The 16,505-nt window shown below is 71.7% G+C and carries 13 protein-coding genes; 6 read left to right on the forward strand and 7 right to left on the reverse strand.

Annotated elements, in window-relative coordinates; translation table 11 throughout:
- Positions 1-91 precede the first annotated feature (91 nt).
- Positions 92-3,238 (reverse strand): isoleucine--tRNA ligase, encoded by a 3,147-nt coding sequence (ileS, locus tag AB0D46_RS25035; protein ID WP_362880581.1) that lies wholly within the window; start codon positions 3,236-3,238, stop codon positions 92-94.
- A 542-nt stretch (positions 3,239-3,780) separates the two neighbouring features.
- On the opposite strand from ileS, the gene AB0D46_RS25040 reads away from it, so the two are divergent.
- From AB0D46_RS25040 to AB0D46_RS25060, 5 genes are all read left to right on the forward strand, one after another.
- Positions 3,781-4,593 (forward strand): TraR/DksA C4-type zinc finger protein, encoded by an 813-nt coding sequence (locus AB0D46_RS25040; RefSeq protein ID WP_362880583.1) that lies wholly within the window; start codon positions 3,781-3,783, stop codon positions 4,591-4,593.
- 190 nt (positions 4,594-4,783) lie between these two features.
- The gene (gene lspA, locus AB0D46_RS25045) at positions 4,784-5,350 is read left to right on the forward strand and encodes a signal peptidase II (RefSeq protein WP_362880584.1); all 567 of its coding nucleotides are present in this window, start codon (positions 4,784-4,786) and stop codon (positions 5,348-5,350) included.
- A 52-nt stretch (positions 5,351-5,402) separates the two neighbouring features.
- Entirely contained in the window at positions 5,403-6,344 is a 942-nt protein-coding gene (locus tag AB0D46_RS25050; RefSeq protein WP_281205993.1) for an RluA family pseudouridine synthase, read from the forward strand.
- Positions 6,341-6,817: a GNAT family N-acetyltransferase gene (locus AB0D46_RS25055; protein ID WP_362880586.1), complete on the forward strand. Its 477-nt coding sequence runs from the start codon at positions 6,341-6,343 to the stop codon at positions 6,815-6,817. The genes AB0D46_RS25050 and AB0D46_RS25055 overlap by 4 nt, the downstream gene beginning before the upstream one ends.
- Before the next feature lie 369 nt (positions 6,818-7,186).
- On the forward strand, positions 7,187-8,779 hold the full coding sequence (locus tag AB0D46_RS25060) for a Na+/H+ antiporter (protein WP_362880587.1): 1,593 nt from the start codon (positions 7,187-7,189) through the stop codon (positions 8,777-8,779).
- Positions 8,780-8,796: 17 nt separating this feature from the next.
- Here AB0D46_RS25060 and AB0D46_RS25065 read toward each other — a convergent pair whose 3' ends face one another.
- Positions 8,797-9,834 (reverse strand): mechanosensitive ion channel domain-containing protein, encoded by a 1,038-nt coding sequence (locus tag AB0D46_RS25065; protein ID WP_362880650.1) that lies wholly within the window; start codon positions 9,832-9,834, stop codon positions 8,797-8,799.
- Between the two features lie 48 nt (positions 9,835-9,882).
- On the opposite strand from AB0D46_RS25065, the gene AB0D46_RS25070 reads away from it, so the two are divergent.
- Positions 9,883-10,461, forward strand: coding sequence for a dienelactone hydrolase family protein (locus tag AB0D46_RS25070; protein ID WP_281205990.1), 579 nt, complete (start codon positions 9,883-9,885; stop codon positions 10,459-10,461).
- Between the two features lie 93 nt (positions 10,462-10,554).
- Here the strand turns inward: AB0D46_RS25070 and AB0D46_RS25075 are convergent, their stop codons facing one another.
- From AB0D46_RS25075 to AB0D46_RS25095, 5 genes are all read right to left on the reverse strand, one after another.
- A complete protein-coding gene (locus tag AB0D46_RS25075) occupies positions 10,555-11,508 on the reverse strand; it encodes a zinc metalloprotease (RefSeq protein WP_362880651.1) in 954 nt (317 codons plus the stop codon).
- Positions 11,509-11,729: 221 nt separating this feature from the next.
- Positions 11,730-13,403 (reverse strand): alkaline phosphatase D family protein, encoded by a 1,674-nt coding sequence (locus AB0D46_RS25080; RefSeq protein ID WP_362880589.1) that lies wholly within the window; start codon positions 13,401-13,403, stop codon positions 11,730-11,732.
- Between the two features lie 108 nt (positions 13,404-13,511).
- Complete coding sequence (locus tag AB0D46_RS25085) at positions 13,512-14,306, reverse strand: DsbA family protein (RefSeq protein WP_362880591.1); 795 nt, start codon at positions 14,304-14,306, stop codon at positions 13,512-13,514.
- Positions 14,307-14,354: 48 nt separating this feature from the next.
- Positions 14,355-15,044 carry a hypothetical protein gene (locus AB0D46_RS25090; RefSeq protein ID WP_362880593.1) on the reverse strand — a complete coding sequence of 230 codons (690 nt, stop codon included), beginning with the start codon at positions 15,042-15,044 and terminating at the stop codon, positions 14,355-14,357.
- 62 nt (positions 15,045-15,106) lie between these two features.
- Positions 15,107-16,441, reverse strand: coding sequence for a DUF2252 domain-containing protein (locus AB0D46_RS25095; RefSeq protein ID WP_362880594.1), 1,335 nt, complete (start codon positions 16,439-16,441; stop codon positions 15,107-15,109).
- Positions 16,442-16,505: the final 64 nt, after the last annotated feature.

Raw genomic sequence — 16,505 nt, forward strand, 5'->3', positions numbered from 1 at the left:
GGGCGTGGGGGTCCCTCGGCTGTGGCCGGCGGGGGCGGCGCCCTGGCGCGCCGGGCGGGGCGCCCCCCCCGGGGCCGGGTGGGGTGGGGGGTCAGGACTTGTGGAGGTGGAAGGTCAGGGAGAGGGAGTCGTCCGTGAAGGCGGGGCCGTGTTGGGGGGTGGCCTCGCCGCGGGCGAAGTCGGTGGCCAGGACCTCGTCGGCGATGAGGGCCGCGTGGTCGGTCAGGGCCGTGACGACCTCCTCGTCGGGGGAGGACCAGCGCAGGGCGATCCGGTCCGCGACGTCCAGGCCGGAGTTCTTGCGGGCCTCCTGGATCAGCCGGATCGCGTCACGGGCCAGGCCCGCGAGCCGCAGTTCCGGGGTGATCTCCAGGTCCAGGGCCACCGTGGCGCCCGAGTCGGAGGCCACCGACCAACCCTCGCGCGGGGTCTCGGTGATGATGACCTCCTCCGGGGTGAGGGCCACCGTGCCGCCGTTCACCTCGATCTCCGCGGAGCCGGCGCGCAGCGCCAGCGACAGCGCCGCCGCGTCGGCCGCGGCGACGGCCTTCGCCACGTCCTGCACGCCCTTGCCGAAGCGCTTGCCCAGCGCCCGGAAGTTGGCCTTGGCGGTGGTGTCCACCAGGGACCCGCCGACCTCCGAGAGGGAGGCCAGGGAGGAGACGTTCAGCTCCTCCGTGATCTGCGCCCGCAGCTCCGGGGACAGGGCGTCGAAGCCCACCGCCCCGACCAGCGCGCGCGAGAGCGGCTGACGGGTCTTGACGCCCGACTCCGCGCGGGTCGCCCGGCCCAGCTCCACGAGGCGGCGTACCAGCAGCATCTGCTGGGACAGGCCGCGGTCGATGGCCGCGGTGTCCGCGACCGGCCAGCTCGACAGGTGCACCGACTCCGGCGCCTCCGGGGTGACCGGGACGATCATGTCCTGCCAGACCCGCTCCGTGATGAACGGGGTCAGCGGGGCCATCAGCCGGGTGATCGTCTCGACCACGTCGTGCAGGGTGCGCAGCGCGGCCGCGTCGCCCTGCCAGAAGCGACGGCGCGAGCGGCGGACGTACCAGTTCGACAGGTCGTCGACGAAGGACGACAGCAGCTTCCCGGCGCGCTGGGTGTCGTACGCCTCCAACGCGTCCGTGACCTCGCAGGTCAGGGTGTGCAGCTCCGACAGCAGCCAGCGGTCCAGGACCGTGCGGTCGGCCGGCGCCGGATCCGCGGCGGAGGGCGCCCACTGGGAGGTGCGGGCGTACAGGGCCTGGAAGGCGACCGTGTTCCAGTACGTGAGGAGCGTCTTGCGGACGACCTCCTGGATCGTGCCGTGGCCCACGCGCCGCGCCGCCCACGGCGAACCGCCGGCGGCCATGAACCAGCGGACGGCGTCGGCGCCGTGCTGGTCCATCAGCGGGATCGGCTGGAGGATGTTGCCCAGGTGCTTGGACATCTTGCGGCCGTCCTCGGCGAGGATGTGGCCGAGGCAGACCACGTTCTCGTAGGAGGACTTGTCGAAGACGAGGGTGCCGACCGCCATCATCGTGTAGAACCAGCCGCGCGTCTGGTCGATGGCCTCCGAGATGAACTGCGCCGGGTAGCGCTTCTCGAAGATCTCCTTGTTCTTGTACGGGTAGCCCCACTGCGCGAACGGCATCGACCCCGAGTCGTACCAGGCGTCGATGACCTCCGGCACGCGGACGGCGGTCAGGTCGCAACCCTCGTGCGTGCAGGGGAAGGTGACGGCGTCGATGTACGGGCGGTGCGGGTCCAGCTGCGACTGGTCCGTGCCGGACAGCTCGCTCAGCTCGGCGCGGGAGCCGACGCAGGTGAGGTGGTCCTCCTCGCAGCGCCAGATCGGCAGCGGGGTGCCCCAGTAGCGGTTGCGGGACAGCGCCCAGTCGATGTTGTTGTTCAGCCAGTCGCCGAAGCGGCCCTGCTTGACGGAGTCCGGGAACCAGTTGGTCTTCTCGTTCTCCCGCAGCATCGCGTCCTTGACGGCGGTGGTGCGGACGTACCAGGACGGCTGCGCGTAGTACAGCAACGCCGTGTGGCAGCGCCAGCAGTGCGGGTAGCTGTGCTCGTAGGCGATGTGCTTGAAGAGCAGGCCGCGCGCGTCGAGGTCGGCGGTCAGCTTCTCGTCGGCCTTCTTGAAGAAGACGCCGCCGACGAGCGGGACCTCCTCCTCGAAGGTGCCGTCGGGACGGACCGGGTTCACGACCGGCAGGCCGTACGCGCGGCAGACCGCGAGGTCGTCGGCGCCGAAGGCGGGGGACTGGTGGACCAGACCGGTGCCGTCCTCGGTCGTGACGTACTCGGCGTTCACGACGTAGTGGGCGGGCTCGGGGAACTCGATGAGGGCGAACGGACGCTCGTACGTCCAGCGCTCCATCTCCTTGCCCGTGAAGGACTGCCCGGTGGCCTCCCAGCCCTCGCCGAGGGACTTCTCCAGCAGCGGCTCGGCGACGACGAGCTTTTGCTCGCCGTCCGTCGCGACGACGTACCGGACCTCGGGGTGCGCCGCGACCGCCGTGTTGGACACCAGGGTCCAGGGGGTCGTCGTCCACACCAGGAGCGCGGCCTCACCGGCGAGGGGGCCGGAGGTCAGCGGGAAGCGGACGTAGACCGAGGGGTCGACGACCGTCTCGTAGCCCTGGGCCAGCTCATGGTCGGACAGGCCGGTGCCGCAGCGCGGGCACCAGGGGGCGACGCGGTGGTCCTGGGTGAGCAGGCCCTTGTTGAAGATCTCCTTCAGCGACCACCACACGGACTCGACGTACTCGGGGTCCATGGTCCGGTAGGCGTCGTCCAGGTCGACCCAGTAGCCCATCCGGGTCGTGAGCTCGGCGAACGCGTCGGTGTGGCGGGTCACCGACTCGCGGCACTTGTCGTTGAACTCGGCGATGCCGTACGCCTCGATGTCCTGCTTGCCGTTGAAGCCGAGTTCCTTCTCGACGGCGAGCTCGACGGGCAGGCCGTGACAGTCCCAGCCGGCCTTGCGGGCGACGTGGTAGCCGCGCATGGTGCGGAACCGGGGGAAGACGTCCTTGAAGACGCGGGCCTCGATGTGGTGCGCGCCGGGCATGCCGTTCGCGGTGGGCGGGCCCTCGTAGAAGACCCATTCGGGGCGGCCCTCGGACTGCTCCAGGGTCTTGGCGAAGGTCTTGCTCTCGCGCCAGAAGTCGAGGACCGCGTGCTCAAGGGCAGGCAGGTCGACCTGGGCGGGTACCGGGCGGTATTGCGGCGGTGTGGTCATGAGGCTGAACTCTTCCTCCGGCGGGGTGTCACTTCCGTCCGGAGGGACGAGAGCGCTGCGGCTCCCGCGGTACCACCCTCCTTGGCCCCCGGACGTGCCGGTGGCCCCCTCATTGGGGTGCGAAGCCGGTTCTACGGGCCCCGGGGGGCTTTCTTCCGGCGGCTCCGGGGTGATCCTTCACGTCGCGCTCGCCCCCGGGCTCTCACCGTCCCCGGGTCGCTCCTGGCTGCGTCCGACGCTACTCGTCCCCATCCATGCCTCTCGCTGCGCCCAGTGTACGGGCCGGTGCGGCGCCCGGCCGACCGGTTCGGGCCGGTCGGCGGCGGGGCGCGGGGGCGACGGCGGTATGCCCCGAATGGGCCGAGGGGCCGGTGCGGGATCCGCCGGGCCGGGCGGGGCGGATTACCGGGCGTCACGCTGGGCACAACGGATGCAGGTTGACCTCGATGGACGCGTGCCCCGTTGCCGTGGGGTCGGAGCCGATTTATCGTTCCGGCACGATTCACAAACAAGAGCACAGTATGTGAAAAGGGGCCGCGGCCATGGTGGCGAAGAAGACGGCGACGCAGGAGGTGGCTGCTGTGCCAGGCTCCACGCCTGCCACCGAGCGGGCGGCTCCTGCCAAGAAGGCGCCCGCGAAGGCGACCGTGAAGAAGGCCCCGGCCAAGAAATCGGCGGCGGCGGAACCGGCCAAGGCGGCCAGGACCGCCAAGGCCGCCCATACCGCCAAGTCCGCCGGGACGGCGAAGGCGGCCAAGTCCGCCGGGTCCCCGGCGGCGAAGCGCACCACGAGCAAGGCCACGGCCAAGGCGGCCGCGGCCGAGGGGGCGGCCCCGGCCGCGCAGAAGACGGGAGCTCGGAAAGTGGTTGCCAAGAAGACTGCGGGTACGGCCAGGAAGACGGCCGCGGCCGCCACCAGCGGACTCCCCAAGGCGCGGGCCACCGCGCCCACGGCCCCCGAGGAGCTGGCGGTACGTCCCGGCGAGGACCCGTGGACGACCGGTGAGGTGGAGGAGGCCCGTACGGAGCTGCTGTCGGAGGTGCTGCGGCTGCGGGCCGAGCTGGAGGCCTCCGAAGTGGCGATCACGGGCCTGATGCGGGACTCGGGCGACGGCGCCGGCGACGACCAGGCCGACACCGGCACCAAGAACATCACCCGGGAGTCCGAACTCGCCCTCGCGGCGAACGCCAGCTCGATGCTGGAGCAGACCGAGCGGGCCCTGGAACGCCTGGAGGCGGGCACGTACGGGCTCTGCGAGAACTGCGGGCAGCCGATCGGCAAGGCGCGCATGCAGGCCTTCCCGCGCGCCACCCTGTGCGTGGACTGCAAGCAGAAGCAGGAACGGCGGCACTAGGCGGCCCGGGCCGTCCCTTTCGGGCCCGTCGTGTCGCCGAAGTTCCGGCCGGCCTGCCCTCGGACGCGCGAGGAGCGGCCCGGGCCGGGGCGGTCGCGCGCACCCTGACGTACTCTCGTGTACCAGTCAGGGTCCAGGCATCCGGCGCCGCGCGCCGGCCACCTGGTTCGCGCTAGTTCGAGGGACTCACGTGGCAGAGGCGGAGCGCATCATCGGTACGCCGGAGGTCGGGGACGACGCCGAGCCGCACGCGGAGCCGGACGCGCCCAAGGGGCACCGGCGGATCGTCGCGCTGCTCATCGTGGCGGTGCTGGCGTACCTGCTCGACCTCGGCAGCAAGATGCTGGTCGTGGCGAAGCTGGAGCACCAGCCGCCGATCGACATCGTCGGCGACCTGCTGCGGTTCGAGGCGATCCGCAACCCCGGAGCGGCCTTCGGCTTCGGCGAGGCCTTCACGATCATCTTCACCTGCATCGCGGCGGGCGTGATCGTCGTCATCGTGCGACTGGCGCGCAAGCTCTACAGCCTGCCGTGGGCGATCGCGCTGGGCCTGCTGCTCGGTGGTGCGCTGGGCAACCTCACCGACCGGATCTTCCGTTCGCCGGGCGTGTTCCGGGGGGCGGTCGTCGACTTCATCGCTCCCGCGCACTTCGCGGTCTTCAACCTCGCGGACTCGGCGATCGTGTGCGGCGGCATCCTGATCGTCCTGCTCTCGTTCCGGGGCCTGGACCCGGACGGCACCGTCCACAAGGACTGATCGCGGGGCGCTCGCGGGAATCGCCGTCTGCCGAGTCCTGCATACTCGACAGGTGAGTACGATTCCCGAGATCCGCACCCTGCCCGTTCCCGATGGCCTCGAAGGCGAGCGCGTGGACGCCGCCATCGCCCGTATGTTCGGATTTTCCCGGACGAAGGCGGCCGAACTGGCGTCCGAGGGGAAGGTGTCGGTCGACGGCAGCGTCGTCGGGAAGTCCGAACGCGTGCACGGTGGCGCCTGGCTCGAAGTCGAGATGCCCGCACCCCCGCGTCCGGTCGAGCTCGTCGCCGAGCCGGTCCCCGGCATGGAGATCGTCCACGACGACGACGACATCGTGGTCATCATGAAGCCGGTGGGCGTCGCCGCCCACCCGAGCCCCGGCTGGACCGGTACCACCGTCATCGGTGGCCTCGCCGCCGCCGGCTACCGGATCTCCACCTCCGGCGCAGCCGAGCGCCAGGGCATCGTGCACCGCCTCGACGTCGGCACCTCCGGCCTGATGGCCGTCGCCAAGTCCGAGCGCGCGTACACCTCCCTCAAGAACCAGTTCCGCGAGCGCGTCGTGGACAAGCGCTACCACGCGCTGGTGCAGGGACACCCGGACCCGATGAGCGGCACCATCGACGCCCCCATCGGCCGGCACCCGAACGCCGACTACAAGTGGGCCGTGACCCAGGAGGGCAAGCCCTCCGTCACCCACTACGACCTGATCGAGGCCTTCCGCGCGGCCTCGCTGCTGGACATCAAGCTGGAGACCGGCCGCACGCACCAGATCCGCGTGCACATGTCCGCGCACCGGCACCCCTGCGTCGGCGACCTGACCTACGGGGCCGACCCGACCGTCGCCAAGCGGCTGGGGCTGACCCGCCAGTGGCTGCACGCCGTCCGCCTCGGCTTCGAGCACCCCTCCGACGGCCAGTGGGTGGAGTTCGAGAGCGGCTACCCGGCGGACCTGCGGCACGCCCTGGATGTGATCCGGGCCGAGAGCCAGTGACGGCCCCCGCCGTCACCGTGCGGGTCGCGTCCTCGGACGCCGACCTGGCCGCGTGCTACGCCGTGCGGACCGAGGTGTTCGTCGTCGAGCAGTCGGTGCCGGAGTCCATCGAGTACGACGCCTACGACGCGATCGCGCTGCACGTGCTGGCCACCGGGCCGGACGGGGAGCCGCTCGGTACCGGCCGACTGCTGTACGGGCCCGAAGCCCTGTCCAAGACGGGCTCCCCGGAGGTCGGCTCCCTCGGGCGGCTGGCCGTCAACAAGTCCGCGCGGGGGCTGGGCGTCGGGGTGGCGCTGGTCCGCGCGATCGAGGCGGAGGCGGGGCGGCTCGGGCTGGCCGCCGTCGAGCTGGGTGCGCAGACGCACGCGCTCGGCTTCTACGAGCGGCTCGGGTACGTGGCCTACGGGCCGGAGTTCCTTGACGCGGATATTCCACATCGCGCCATGCGGAGGGCCCTGGCCGGGCGGTGAGTCCGGGAGGGGGTCGCTGATCCCGGGGGTGGGCCTCGGCCCGGGCCGGTCGGGATGTGCGGCGCCGTTGCCGGGGGCGCTGCCCCCGGGCCCCCGCGCCTCAAACGCCGGCGGAGCTGGGTTGTGGGCGGTCGGGCTGTGCGGCGGTGCCGTTGTCGGGGGCGCTGCCCCGGGGCCCCCGCGCCTCAAACGCCGGCGGGGCTGGGTGTGGCCGGTGGGGCTGGGTACGGCCGGTGGGGCTGGGTTGCGGGTGGTGTTGCCGGGTTGCCGGCCGGTGGGGCTGGACCTGCCGGGGGAGGCGGAACGGACCTCGTGGCGACACGGGGTGCGGCTGCTTCGTCCGGTGGGGTGGGCCGGCAGGGTGGGGGAGTGGATCAGCTCGCCCTGTTGTTCGTCTTGTTGCTCGGAGCCGTCGTCACCGTACCGCTCGGGGACCGGCTCGGGCTGCCCGCGCCGATTCTGATGACCCTCGGCGGGGTCGTGCTGGCGCTGGTGCCGGCCGTGCCGAACGTCGACATTCCGCCCGACTACATCCTGCCGCTGGTGCTGCCACCGCTGCTGTACGCCTCGGTGCAGCGGACCTCCTGGCGGCAGTTCGCCGCGAACGTCCGGCCGATCCTGCTGCTGGCCGTCGCGCTGGTGTTCGTGACCACCGCCGCCGTCGCCGCCGTGGCGCACGCCGTCATCCCCGCCCTGCCGATCGCCGCCGCCGTCGCGCTCGGCGCGCTGGTCGCCCCGCCCGACCCGGTCGCGGCCACCGCCGTCGCCGGGGCGCTCGGGCTGCCGCGCCGGATGGTGTCCATCCTGGAGGGCGAGGGGCTGTTCAACGACGTCACCGCCATCGTGCTCTACCACGTGGCCGTCGCGGCCGTCGTGAGCGGCAGCTTCTCCTGGCCCGGGGCCCTCGGCGAGTTCGTGCTGTCCGCCGTGGTCGCCCTGGCGGTGGGGCTCGCGCTCGGCTGGGCCACCCAGCGGCTCATGGGGCGGCTCGACGACGCCACGCTCCAGATCGGCCTGACCCTGCTGGTGCCGTTCGTGTCGTACGTCGTCGCGGAGGAGATGCAGGGTTCCGGCGTGCTGGCCGTCCTGACGACGGCGCTGTTCCTCGCCGAGTACGCCTCGGACGCCGACGACGTCCTGGGGCGCCTCGCCGGGCACACGTTCTGGGAAGTCGTCGACATGCTGGTCACCGGGGTGGCGTTCGGGCTGATCGGCCTGGAACTGCACAACGTGTTCAGCGTCGCCAAGGGCCGGGTCTGGGAGATGGCGGGCTGGGCGGCCGTGGTGATCGCGGTCGTGGTCGGCGTACGGCTGATCTGGCTGCTGCCGGCCGGTTGGCTGGCGCGCAAGCTCCACCGGCGGCGCGACTGGGACGAGGAGATCCCCGTCAGCTGGCGCGAGAGCGTGGTCATGTGGTGGGCCGGCATGCGGGGCGTGGCCTCGGTGGCCCTGGCCCTCGCCATCCCGCTGAGCACCGAGTCCGGCGAGCCCTTCCCCGGACGGGACGAGATCGTCTTCATCGCCTTCGCGGTGATCATGGTGACCCTGGTCTGCCAGGGCCTGACCCTGCCCTGGCTGGTGCGACGGCTGGGGGTGGAGGCCGACGTGGACGCCGAGCGGGAGACCGAACGGCAGCTCGCGGTCCGCGCCGCGAAGGCCGCCAAGCGGCGCCTGAAGGAGATCGAGGAGGTCGAGGACCTGCCCGACGACCTGATCGAGACGCTGTACCGGCGGGCCTACGACGTCGGGGCCAGGATCAGCCCCGACATGGTCGACGACGAACGCCGCGAGGCCTACGCCCAGCGGGTCGAACGCATCCGGCACATCCAGCGGATCCAGCGGGAGATGATGTCCGCCGCCCGCCACGAGGTGCTGGCCGCCCGCAGCGAACCGGGCTCCGACCCCGAGATCGTGGACCGGGTCCTGCGTCACCTCGACGTACGCAGCCTGCGCAGCCCGTAGCACCGTCAGGGCGCCCGCTACGGTCGGGGAGCGGCCTCCGTCGTCGTGACGCGGGGGAGGGCGTACGGGTGGTGTGCGGTCAGCCAGGTGATCAGTTGCTCGCGCACCGCGCAGCGCACCGTCCAGATGTCGTCGGCGTCCTTCGCGGTGACCACCGCGCGGACCAGGATGGTGTGCGGGGTGGTGTCCGTGACGGCCAGGCCGTAGGAGCGGCCGTCCCACTCGGGCACGTCCTTGAGGATCTCCGCGAGCCGCTCCCGCATCAGGGCGATCGGCGCCGAGTGGTCCAGGTGCCAGAAGACGGTGCCGGTCATCTCCGCGCCGCCGCGCGACCAGTTCTCGTACGGCTTGCTGGTGAAGTACGACACCGGCATCGTGATCCGGCGCTCGTCCCAGGTGCGGACCACCAGGAAGGTGAGGGTGATCTCCTCGACCGTGCCCCACTCCTTGTCCACGACCACGGTGTCCCCGATGCGGACGGTGTCGCCGAAGGCGATCTGCAGTCCGGCGAAGAGGTTGCCGAGCGCCGCCTGGGCGGCGATGCCCGCGACGATGCCGAGCACGCCCGCCGAGGCCAGCATGGAGGCGCCGAGGGTGCGCATCGGGGGGAAGGTCAGCAGCATGGCGGCGACCGCGACCACCACGACCACGGCGGTGACCACCCGCTGGATCAGCGTGACCTGGGTGCGGACCCGGCGGACCCGGGCGTCGTTCGGGGAGGCCGAGGCGTAGCGCGCGTACGAGGCGTCGACGATCGCCGTCGCGATGCCCACGAGCAGCCAGGCGGTCGAGGCGATCATGACCACGGTCAGGGCCCGGCCGACGCCCACGGTGTGGTCGGGCAGGACGCCCGCCTCCCGGTAACCGCCGCGCAGCAGGGCCGTGCCCAGGACCAGCCGGAACGGCAGGCCGCAGCGGCGCAGCAACCCCCAGAGCGGGGTTTCCGGATGCCGGGCGTCCGCCTTGCGGAGCAGCAGGTCGAGCAGCCATCCGGCGAGCAGGGCGAGCGCCAGGGCGCCGCCGATGACGAGGAGGGGACGCAGGACGTTCTCCATATCCATACCGGAGAACGTAACCGGGGAACCCACCGGGAAACTGGCACGATGGGAGACATGAACATCATGCTCTTCCATTCGACGTACGGGCTGAGGCCCGCGGTGCACGCGGCGGCCGACCGGCTGCGGGCGGCCGGACACCGGGTCGAGGTGCCCGACCTCTTCGAGGGCCGTACGTTCGCGACGGTCGAGGAAGGCATCGCCCACCAGGAGGAGATCGGCCGGGACGAGCTGCTCAAGCGGGCGGTGCTGGCCGCGGCCCCGCACTCCGACCAGGGCCTGGTCTACGCGGGCTTCTCCTTCGGCGGTTCCGTCGCCCAGCACCTGGCGCTGGCCGACGACAAGGCGCGCGGGCTGCTGCTCCTGCACGGGACGGCGGACCTGGCGGAGGACGCCTCGGCGGACGAGCTGCCGGTGCAGTTGCACATCGCCGACCCGGACCCGTTCGAGCCGCACGACTGGCTGACCGCGTGGTACCTGCGGATGCGGCGGGCCGGCGCGGACGTGGAGGTCCACACCTACCCCGGCGCCGGGCACCTGTTCACGGACCCGGACCTCGACGACTACGACGCCGAGGCGGCGGAGGAGGCCTGGAAGGTCTCGCTCGGATTCCTCGACACCCTGTAGACGGGCCCGCACCCGGGCGGCGCGACGACGCGGGGCACGGTCCGGCGCTCTCCGGTCCGTGCCCCGCGCCCGTCGATGCCGGGAGGCGTTGGGTCAGCCCGCCCGGTAGGCGGTCCAGTTGCTCGTCATGCGAGCCACCTGTCCGCCGGTGAACTGGTACATGCAGGAGTCGTACGTGTAGTCCATGAAGTTGCGGATCGGGTCAGCGCCCGGCTTGCTCGCGCAGCTGTCACGGCCGGTCGGGCACTCGTACGCGGCGCTCTTCTCGGCTGGGGTGTCGGTGACGTAGTCGCCGTTGCCGTTACAGCCGCCCTGGAAGGTGTGGTACAGACCCAGCCAGTGGCCGACCTCGTGGGTGGCGGTGTCGCCCTCGTTGTAGTTGGCGGAGGAGCCCCCGGGCAGCGAGCTGTCGAGTACGACGACGCCGTCCATCATGGGGCTGGAGGCGTAGGAGGTCGGGAAGGTCGCCCAGCCGAGCAGGCCGCCGGACAGGTTGGCGGTGTAGAAGTTGAGCGCGCCCGGGCCGCCCTTGCGCAGGGTGTTCTTCATGTTCTTCTCGGCCGTGGAGCCGGAAGCCAGGTTGTACCAGCTGCTGTTGTCCGTGTAGTCGGTCGACGCCAGGGTGAACTGGAAGTTGGAGTTCACGTTGCCGGTGCCCTGGCCGCCGTAGGCCGCGTTCAGGACCGCCAGCTGCTTGCCGATGTCCGTGGCCGTCAGCCTTCCGGAGGTGCCGGAGTGGATGACGTGGAAGTACACGGGGATGTTCGTGACGGCCTCGGCGGCGCGCAGGCTGCGCTGCGGCTGGTTCTTGAGAGCCTTGTCGAGCTTCGACTTGAGGTCGGCGTCCATGGCCTGCGCCTGGCCGTCGGTGACCTCGTTGGGCTCGGCCGCGTGCTCGTCGTGGGGGCGGGCGACGCGGGCGTTGGCGGGGGCCCCGGTCGTACCTTCCTCGGCGCACACCTCGGCGGGGGTCTTGGCGGCGGCGAGCGTGGTGGGCGTGGCGAGCGGGGTGAAGGCCAGGGTTCCGGCCAGGACCGCCGTGGTCATCAGACGGCGGCGGAGAAGGGGGGATATGCGGGCAGAAGCGCGCACGTGTGCTCCTCGCGGTGGGGGGTGTTGGCCGGAGGATCTCTCCGACTGGCGCGAAGCTTATGTGTGCATGACATATTCAGGTCAAGATCCCCGGCGTAAAAAATTTGTTGCCTCTGACGCCGAGGGGCGCTTGGAATGAACCAAGCGCCCCTGTTGGCAATAAAATTGACGGGTCGTCAGTGGCTGGGCCGGTACACCCGCTCCACCTTCTGCGTCCCGTTCGGTGTCCGGTACGAGCGGGCCCAGGCGGAGGTCGCGTCCGGCCGCCGCTTGTCCGAGACCACGTAGTAGTCCATCTGCGCGTGCTCGGCGGTGACGTCCAGGACCCCGTAGCCGTGGGAGTCCATGTCCAGCCACTTCACGTGCCAGTTCGCGGCCTTGATGGCCGATTCGGCGACCAGTGAGGCGGTGTCCGCCGGCACGTGCAGGATGTCGTCCACGTTGTCGGAGGTCACCGAGGTCACCACGAACTCGGTCGCCGCGCTGCCCGAGCCCGGGTACGTCGCCTTGTGCGTCGGGACCTCGTTCGCCCACGCCATGTGGATGTCGCCGGTCAGGAACACCGTGTTCTTGATGTTCCGGTCCTTCAAGTGGCCCAGGAGTTCCTTGCGATCGTCCGTGTAGCCGTCCCACTGGTCGACGTTGGCCGCGATGCCGCCCTCGGGCAGGCCGAGCAGCTTGGTGAGCGGTTGCAGCAGGTGCGCGGGCAGCGCGCCGAAGGCCACGGGCGAGATCATCACCGAGGTGCCGACCAGCTTCCAGGTCGCGTTCGAGGCAGCCAACCCCTGCTTCAGCCAGTCCAACTGCGCCCGCCCGGTCATGGTGCGCTCCGGGTCGTCCACCGACCCGGAGCCCACCTTGACCTGCTGGGAGCGGAAGGAGCGCAGGTCGAGCAGGTGCAGATCGGCGAGGGTGCCGAAGCGCAGGCGCCGGTAGACGGTGCCGGCGATGGAGGCGCGTACGGGCATCCACTCGAAGTACGCCTGCTTGGCGGCGGCCGCGCGGGCCGCCCAGTCACCCTCGGCGCCCGGGGTGTGGTTCTCGGCGCCGCCCGCCCAGGCGTCGTTGGCGAACTCGTGGTCGTCCCAGATCGCGACGATCGCGTGCGCCGCGTGCAGCGCCTGGAGGTCGGTGTCCGTCTTGTACGTGCCGTGCCGGGTGCGGTAGTCGGCCAGAGTGAGGATCTCGTGCTTCGGCTCGTGCGGGCGGACGGTGTACTTCGCCTCCGGGTAACCGCCGCTCGGGTACTCGTAGATGTAGTCCCCCAGGTGCAGGACCGCGTCCAGGTCGGCGCGGGCCGCGAGGTGCCGGTACGCCGAGAAGTACCCGGCCTCCCAGTTGGCGCAGGAGACCACGCCGAAGCGGACCCCCGGGGTGGTGGTGTCGGCGGCCGGGGTGGTCAGGGTCCGGCCGACGGGGGAGACGCCGGCGCCGGCGGTGAACCGGTACCAGTAGGGGGTGCGGGGGCGCAGTCCGCGCACGTCGGCCTTGACCGTGTGGTCGGAGGCGGCGCTCGCGGTGACGGTGCCGGAGGCCACGACCCGGGTGAAGGCCTTGTCCTCGGCCACCTCCCAGCCCACGGTCACGGCCGGGCCGAGTCCGGAGCCGGGCACGGCCTCCGGCGTCGGGGTGACCCGGGTCCACAGCAGGACCCCGTCGGGCAGGGGGTCGCCGGAGGCGACGCCGTGGAGGAAGGCGGGCGCGAGGCCCGCCGCGTGGGCGGCCGGGGTGCCCAGGGCGGCGAGCGGCGCGAGTGCGGCCGTGGCCGCGGCGGCCAGGACGACCGTACGGCGGCGCGGGTGGGCCGGGCGCTCGGCGGAGCCGGCGGAAGGGGAGAGATGACTGGTCACGGACAAGCATATTACTGATCGGTACACGCCCGGGAACAGATGTGGGAAGGCAACGGGCGGGCGAACTCCAGGAGTTCGCCCGCCCGTGTGCGGTGGTGTGACGGTGGATCAGCCGGCGAGGGCCTTGTCGAGGGCCGCCGTGAACGCCTCGGCGGTCTGCGGGGTCTCGATCTTCTTGCCGTCCATCTTCAGCGTCGGGGTGCCCTTGACGTCGGAGTTGTTGAAGTCCTTCGACATCTCCAGCGCCCAGCGGTCGTACGTACCGTCCTCGACGGCCTTCTTGAACTCGGCGTTGCCCTTGAGCGCCGGCACCGTGTCCGCGACCTTGAGGAGGTAGTCGTCCTTGGCGAAGCTGTCGACGGTCTCCTCCGGGTGCAGCTCCTTCGAGTAGAGCGCGCCCTTGTAGTCGAGGAAGGCTTGCGGGCTGACGTTCAGCGCGGCGCCCAACGCGCTCAGCGCGTTCTTCGAGCCCTCGCCCTTGACCGCGTTGTCGATGAAGGTGGCGCCGAAGTACTGGAGCTTGTACTTGCCGGCGTCGACGTCCTTCTTGACCTGCTCGCCGACCGCCTGCTCGAAGGAGGCGCACGCCGGGCAGCGCGAGTCCTCGTACAGCTCCAGGGTCTTCTTCGCCTCGGCCTTGCCGACGACGACGGTGGTGCCGTTCTCGCCGGTGGTGTTCTTCGGCTTCACCAGGGCGGCGTCGGCCGCCTTGTCCCAGTAGCCGGGCTGGTTGGCCTGCACGACCGCGTAGCCGACGCCGCCGGCCAGCGCGAGCACGCCGACGACCGCTCCGGCCACGATCACCTGCCGGCGGGCCCGGTCCTTCTTGGCCTGCTTCTCGCGCTCGATCCGCAGCTTCTCGCGGGCCGCCGCCTTGTTCGCCTGGGTGTTGCGTGAACTCATGATGATCTCCGTGGGATGTGCGTGGGGAGGGGGAACCGCGTACGTACGTCAGACGCTCGTGAGCGCCGCGCGTACGGGTGGTCCCCGTCGTCCCACGGAGTGCGCGGGGAACCGGGTACGGCCCCCCGTGGGCGCGACCGGGGGGCGCGGCGCCCGCCCGGCCGTTCCGGCGACCGGCGCCACCGCGGCCACCGCCAGCAGCAGCGGCCGGAACGCGAAGGCCGCCAGGGCCCGTAGCGACCGGGCCAGCGACCGCTCGCCGCCCCGCAGCCAGGCCGCGGCGAGCAGCCCGACGCCGACGTGGGCGCCCAGCAGCAGCCAGGGCGTCCACGGCCCGGGCGCGGCCAGCAGCGCCGCCGGGTCGGAGACCGGCCCGGCCACCTCGGTCAGCGGCCCGCCCACCGGCGTCCCGCCGCACAGCTCGTCCAGACCCAGCGCGCGCAGCGGGCCGGAGACCGGACCGCCGGCGGGGCCGTAACAGAGGTGCTGCCCGGCGGTGAAGACGGTGTCGGCCGCCAGCTCCAGCGGCACCAGCAGGGCCGCGATCGGGCCGAAGCCGCGCTCCCGGCCCGCCAGCGCGAAGGCGATCACGAACACGCCGACGAAGGCCCCGGCCACCAGGGCGGGCGGCAGCGGCACCCGGGACATCAGTACGTGGGAGCCCGCCGAGAGCAGCACGACGAGCGCGCTGAACAGCGCGGCCCGCAGCCCTCGGAGTCCCGTCCCTGATAGGTCCATCGTCGCGAGTGTGCCACGACTCCCTGTGAACCCGGGCCCTGGGGCCCGGGCTCCGTGGGGAGCTACGACGTGATCCGGCCGTTGCGGAACAGGTCCACGAAGATCTGGTGGTCGGCGCGCGCCCGGGCCCCGTAGGCGTGGGCGAAGTCGACCAGCAGCCGGGTGAAGCCCTCCTCGTCGGCGGCGATGGCCGCGTCGATGGCGCGCTCGGTGGAGAACGGCACCAGGGACTGGCCGCTCTCCGCCTCGTCGGCCGCCGCGTGCATGGTGGCCGTGGCCCGGCCGAGGTCGGCGACCACCGCCGCGATCTCCTCCGGGTCGTCCAGGTCGGACCAGTCCAGGTCCACCGCGTACGGGGAGACCTCCGCCACCAGCTGCCCGGCGCCGTCCAGCTCGGTCCAGCCCAGCCACGGGTCGGCGTGCGCCTGCAGGGCCCGCTGGGAGATCACCGTGCGGTGCCCCTCGTGCAGGAAGTACTCCCGCACCGCCCGGTCGGTGATGTGCCGGGACACGGCCGGGGTCTGCGCCTGCTTGAGGTAGATCACGACGTCGTTCTCCAGGGCGTCGCTGTGCCCCTCCAGCAGGATGTTGTACGAGGGCAGGCCCGCCGAGCCGATGCCCACGCCCCGGCGGCCCACCACGTCCTTGACCCGGTAGGAGTCCGGCCGGACCAGGGACTCCTCCGGCAGCGTCTCCAGGTACCCGTCGAAGGCGGCCAGCACCTTGTAGCGGGTCGCCGCGTCCAGCTCGATCGCCCCGCCGCCCGAGGTGAAGCGGCGCTCGTGGTCGCGGATCTCCGTCATCGAGTCCAGCAGCGAGAACCGGGTGCGCGAGCGGGCGACGCGCAGCGCCGACAGCAGCGGGCCCTCGGCGCTGTCCAGGGTGAAGGAGGGGACCTCCTCCTCGTAAGGGGCCTCGCCGCGGACGGCCAGCCGGTGGATCCGCTCCCGGTAGGAGAGGGCGTAGGTCCTGACCAGCTCGCTGATCTGTTCGTCGCTGAGGGCCTTCGTGTAGCCGATCAGGGCGACGGAGGCGGCGAAGCGCTTGAGGTCCCAGGTGAAGGGGCCGACGTACGCCTCGTCGAAGTCGTTCACGTTGAAGATCAGGCGACCTTCGGAGTTCATGTACGTGCCGAAGTTCTCGGCGTGCAGGTCGCCGTGGATCCACACCCGGCCCGTCCGCTCGTCCAGGAAGGGACCGCCGTGCCGGTCGCGCTCCAGGTCGGCGTAGAACAGGCAGGCCGTGCCGCGGTAGAAGGCGAAGGCGGAGGCGGCCATCTTCCGGAACTTGACCTGGAAAGCGGCGGGGTCGGCGGCGAGCAACAGGCCGAACGCGGTGTCGAAGACATCGAGTATCTGTTCGGCGCGCTGTTCGTCGGTCGTCTCGGGAACCGCCATGGCGGATGCCTCCTGGTGGTGCTGGTGGATCACGGTGCCGGTCGGATTCCGGACACCGTCCTTG

The organism is Streptomyces sp. NPDC048383 (genome assembly GCF_040651775.1).
In the GTDB taxonomy this organism is placed as follows: domain Bacteria; phylum Actinomycetota; class Actinomycetes; order Streptomycetales; family Streptomycetaceae; genus Streptomyces.